The following is a 4,454-nucleotide window of genomic DNA, read 5'->3' on the forward strand; positions in this document are numbered from 1 at the left end:
CGCTTCGAGTGCGCACGCGAGGTGGCCGCAGTGGAAGCAACGGCGGCGGTCACAATCCCTGCACTGGAAAGAGCCGCCGACCGCCTCCGGGGCCTTTAGCCCACAGGGTCGGTCGACATGTCGCGGTGCCGACAGGCGGTCCTCTCCCCGCCACTTCTTAAGCTGACCTTGAGGATCCGCTAGTAGTGCCCCAGGTGCGTCTTGAGCTTCCGCGGCCACAGTGGATACCGGCGAAACCGAAACGCCCTTGACCAGGCGGACGACCCCGAACGCCCGCCTGGTCATGCAACAAATGAGCATTCGCCCAAACACCGAGAGACTCAGCCGATGAGGAACCGCGTGTGAGCACCGACAGCCGGTACGAGGAGCGGGCGCTCGTGGACAGCACGGTGCTCACGACCCTCGCCGACGAACTGCAGGGCCGTGACGAACTCGCGGTGCGTTTCGCCGCGGAATTCATCGCCGACCTGCCAGCCCGATGCGCACGGATGCACACTGCCTGCGACACCGGCGACCGCGAAGCCCTCCTCCAGGTCGCGCTGAGCATCCGGGCGAGCGCACACATGGTGGGTGCAGGGCTGCTGGCGGCGAATGCTCAGGCGTTGCGACTCCTCGCGCTCAGCGCATCATTGACCGAATGCGCAGCACAGGTGAGCGTGGTCGAACGCTCGGCGGACGCCTCGGTCGTTGCGCTCATCCGCATCATCGCGGGATTCCGCCGTCGGTGAGCGGGTTTATCGGGACGGCGACATGCGGTACCCGACTCCGCGAACGGTTTCGATCCATCTCGGCTTGCCTGCGCCGTCACCGAGCTTGCGGCGCAGGTTCGCCATGTGAACCTCCACGTTTCTCGCGTCGGAGGCGCTCATGTATCCGTATCCCGATTCCTCGTACCGCATGGCGTCCGCGAGAGTGAGCTTTCCGACAACCCGGCCCTGTGCCTCCATCAGACATCGGAGAAGCTCGAACTCGCTACGGGTGAGGTCGATGGACTCGCCGTCGCGGTGCACGAGGCGCGACTCGGGATTGAGTCGGAGCCCGTCTTGGACGAGCCACTCATCGGAGAGCGCCGGTTCCTCTGGCGCCGCCATCTGAGGAGCCGGTTCGCCGCGCGGACGACGGAGCATCGCCTCGACGCGGGCCCGCAATTCGCGTGGCCGAAACGGTTTGCTGAGGTAGTCATCCGCTCCTGCCTCCAAGCCGAGCAGGATGTCGATCTCCTCGTCGCGTGCGGTCAGCATGACGATGTAGGTAGAGCTGAATTCCCGGATGTGCTTGGCCACCTGCAGGCCGTCCATGCCGGGCAGCGAGATGTCAAGAGTGGTGACGATGGGATCCCACTCACGGACAGCCGCAACGCCGGTGCCGCCGTCCGCGGCGCAATGCGTCTCGAATCCCGCTTGCTCGAGAACCGTCTCGACCAGATTGCGAATGTCAGGATCGTCTTCGATGACAACCGCGACCTTTGACATGGTGCTCCCCCCGAATGGAGTCCCGACACGTTGATGCCGACGTTTGCGATGTATTGCAATGGGTCGGCTACTCAGTCATGAGATTAGCCGCTTCCCATCTCACGCCCGTCAGCGGGGCGATGAACCGTCGTCACCCGTTCTGGTGACAGTGCCGGGCCAGCCAGTCTCGCTAACATCGTGGTCGCTGCCTTCGGGCAGCTTCGGCCATCTCGGGGGCTACATGGGACGGCGGTGATCCCACCACGTGTACGGGATCGTACGGCGCAAGAGACCATGGAGGAGGGCGATGGTGACCGCGATAACCGCGCCAGCCATTCGCCCTCCTCATAGGCTTCTCGCCCCACAATGGGGGTCGGCCAACGGATCGCGTGATGCTCATGCCTGCGCGGAGAATGGGAAGGGCTCTCGGGGGTTGAGTCAACGCCCTCAGAGTCCTGCCTCGCGGCGATCCCCGATGCTTCGCGCTGAGGTAGTGCGGAGCCGGTCCTAGCTCCCTGAGGTGACGGACCGGTTCCGCATCTCGCGTCCGCACCGCACTTTCGTTGCCCGCGCGGCGCGACACGCCCGAGTTGCACGGGCTCGTCGAATCTGGCAAACTTTTGGGGTTCAACATTTCGGTCCTGCGCGTCTGCGCGCGGATCTCCGAATCACTGCCAGGCAGTGCATAGCCGCTTCGAGCCGGCTGATCCTCGCAAGGATCGAGCCCTCGTGAGTTCAGGTTAGGCCGCGGGCAGAAGAACGAGCTTAATCGACATCCGAGAGCCCATGGGCTATCCATGTGCTCTGCGAGGGCGACACGCCCGAGCGCGGGGGTCGGTGAGGGGCGAGGGATGCCCGGAGCGCGAGCAACCGGCATCCGAGGAGCCTTTGACAGATAAACAGCGGCGGCACCACGTGGCGCCAGCGAAACGTGACGGTGCGAACAGCACCGAACGCGACGCGTCCAATGCGGCTCTGACTGCCGTACGACGCCTGAACAGTAGAGAGAGAGTCAGATATGGCGGGACAGAAGATCCGCATCCGGCTTAAGTCGTATGACCACGAGGTCATCGACACCTCGGCGCGCAAGATCGTCGACACGGTGACCCGTGCCGGTGCTCAGGTCGTCGGGCCGGTGCCGCTCCCCACCGAGAAGAACGTGGTGTGCGTCATCCGTTCGCCCCACAAGTACAAGGACAGCCGCGAGCACTTCGAGATGCGCACGCACAAGCGGCTGATCGACATCATCGACCCGACGCCGAAGGCCGTCGACTCGCTCATGCGTCTCGACCTGCCGGCCGACGTCAACATCGAGATCAAGCTGTAGGGGTCCATCCATGTCTACTACTGAGACCAAGACCGTCAAGGGTCTGCTCGGCAAGAAGCTCGGCATGACCCAGGTGTGGGACGAGAACAACAAGCTCATCCCGGTGACCGTCGTCGAGATCACCCCGAACGTGGTCACGCAGATCCGCACCCCCGAGGTCGACGGCTACAGCGCCGTGCAGATCGCCACGGGCGCCATCGACCCGCGCAAGGTGAACAAGCCGGCCACCGGCCACTTCGAGAAGGCGGGCGTCACGCCTCGCCGCCACCTCACCGAGGTGCGCACCGCGGATGCCGCCGACTACACCGCGGGCCAGGAGCTCACCGTAGAGGGCACCTTCGAGGCCGGCCAGAAGGTCGACGTCGTCGGAACCTCGAAGGGTAAGGGCACCGCCGGTGTGATGAAGCGTCACAACTTCCAGGGCGTCTCCGCCTCTCACGGTGCACACCGCAACCACCGCAAGCCCGGTTCGATCGGCGCATCCTCGACCCCGAGCCGCGTGTTCAAGGGCATGCGCATGGCCGGTCGCATGGGCGCTGAGCGCGTGACCGTGCTCAACCTCACGGTGCACTCGGTCGACGCCGCCAACGGACTGCTGCTCGTCAAGGGCGCGGTCCCCGGCGCTCGCGGCCGCATCGTCTTCGTCCGCAACGCAGTGAAGGGAGCGTAGTCACATGGCTACCTCGATCGATGTTTTCGACGCTGCCGGCAAGAAGTCCGGTTCCGTCGAGCTGCCCGCGGAGATCTTCGACGTTCAGGTCAACGTCCCGCTGATCCACCAGGTCGTCGTCGCGCAGCTCGCCGCCGCGCGTCAGGGCACGCACAAGACCAAGAACCGCGGTGAGGTCTCCGGCGCCGGGCGCAAGCCGTTCAAGCAGAAGGGCACCGGTCGTGCCCGCCAGGGCTCGATCCGCGCACCGCAGATGACCGGCGGTGGCATCGTGCACGGCCCGACGCCGCGCAGCTACGCGCAGCGCACCCCGAAGAAGATGATCGCCGCCGCGCTGCTGGGCTCGCTCAGCGACCGCGCACGCGGTGAGCGCATCCACGTGGTGGAGTCGCTCGTCGCCGGCGAGACGCCTTCGACGAAGGCCGCCGTCTCGCTGCTGGAGAGCATCGCGACCTCGAAGCACGTGCTCATCGTCACCGAGCGCGACGACGTCACCGGCGTGAAGAGCGTTCGGAACATCCCGACCGTGCACACGCTGTCGTTCGACCAGCTGAACGCCTACGACGTGCTCGTCTCCGACGACATCGTCTTCACCAAGGCTGCTTTCGACGCCTTCGTCGCCAGCAAGTCCGCGAAGAAGGAAGAGGTGAACGCGTAATGCCCGCCATCAACAAGGACCCGCGCGACGTCATCATCGCTCCGGTCGTGTCCGAGAAGAGCTACTCGCTCATCGACGAGGGCAAGTACACGTTCCTCGTCGACCCCCGCTCGAACAAGACCGAGATCAAGCTCGCGATCGAGAAGATCTTCAAGGTCGAGGTCGCATCCGTCAACACGCTGAACCGCCAGGGCAAGACGCGCCGCACCAAGTTCGGTATCGGCAAGCGCAAGGACACCAAGCGCGCCATCGTCACCCTCAAGTCCGGTTCCATCGACATCTTCACGGCTGTCGGCTAGGGAGCAAGGGAACAACTATGGCTATTCGCAAGTACAAGCCGACGACCCC

Annotated in this window: 6 protein-coding genes; 5 read left to right on the forward strand and 1 reads right to left on the reverse strand. The window is 64.9% G+C overall.

The features are described 5' to 3' along the window. The first annotated feature begins 341 nt into the window (after positions 1 to 341). On the forward strand, positions 342 to 728 hold the full coding sequence (locus ACTHNC_RS18605; protein ID WP_440296123.1) for a hypothetical protein: 387 nt from the start codon (positions 342 to 344) through the stop codon (positions 726 to 728). 6 nt (positions 729 to 734) lie between these two features. On the opposite strand, the gene ACTHNC_RS18610 is transcribed toward ACTHNC_RS18605, so the two are convergent. After that, the gene (locus ACTHNC_RS18610; protein WP_440296124.1) at positions 735 to 1,472 is read right to left on the reverse strand and encodes a response regulator transcription factor; all 738 of its coding nucleotides are present in this window, start codon (positions 1,470 to 1,472) and stop codon (positions 735 to 737) included. 997 nt (positions 1,473 to 2,469) lie between these two features. Here ACTHNC_RS18610 and rpsJ point away from each other — a divergent pair. From rpsJ to rplW, 4 genes are read left to right on the forward strand one after another with little or no spacing between them, the layout of a single operon-like run. After that, positions 2,470 to 2,778 carry a 30S ribosomal protein S10 gene (gene rpsJ, locus ACTHNC_RS18615; protein WP_022900935.1) on the forward strand — a complete coding sequence of 103 codons (309 nt, stop codon included), beginning with the start codon at positions 2,470 to 2,472 and terminating at the stop codon, positions 2,776 to 2,778. A 10-nt stretch (positions 2,779 to 2,788) separates the two neighbouring features. Continuing rightward, complete coding sequence (gene rplC / locus ACTHNC_RS18620) at positions 2,789 to 3,448, forward strand: 50S ribosomal protein L3 (protein ID WP_440296125.1); 660 nt, start codon at positions 2,789 to 2,791, stop codon at positions 3,446 to 3,448. A gap of 4 nt (positions 3,449 to 3,452) precedes the next feature. Further along, positions 3,453 to 4,106 (forward strand): 50S ribosomal protein L4, encoded by a 654-nt coding sequence (rplD, locus tag ACTHNC_RS18625; RefSeq protein WP_440296126.1) that lies wholly within the window; start codon positions 3,453 to 3,455, stop codon positions 4,104 to 4,106. Next, a complete protein-coding gene (gene rplW, locus ACTHNC_RS18630) occupies positions 4,106 to 4,405 on the forward strand; it encodes a 50S ribosomal protein L23 (protein ID WP_440296127.1) in 300 nt (99 codons plus the stop codon). Before rplD ends, rplW begins: the two co-directional genes overlap by 1 nt. The last annotated feature ends 49 nt before the right edge of the window (positions 4,406 to 4,454 follow it).

Origin of the sequence: Humibacter sp. (assembly GCF_051954055.1) — a bacterium.
Classification (GTDB): Bacteria; Actinomycetota; Actinomycetes; order Actinomycetales; family Microbacteriaceae; genus Humibacter.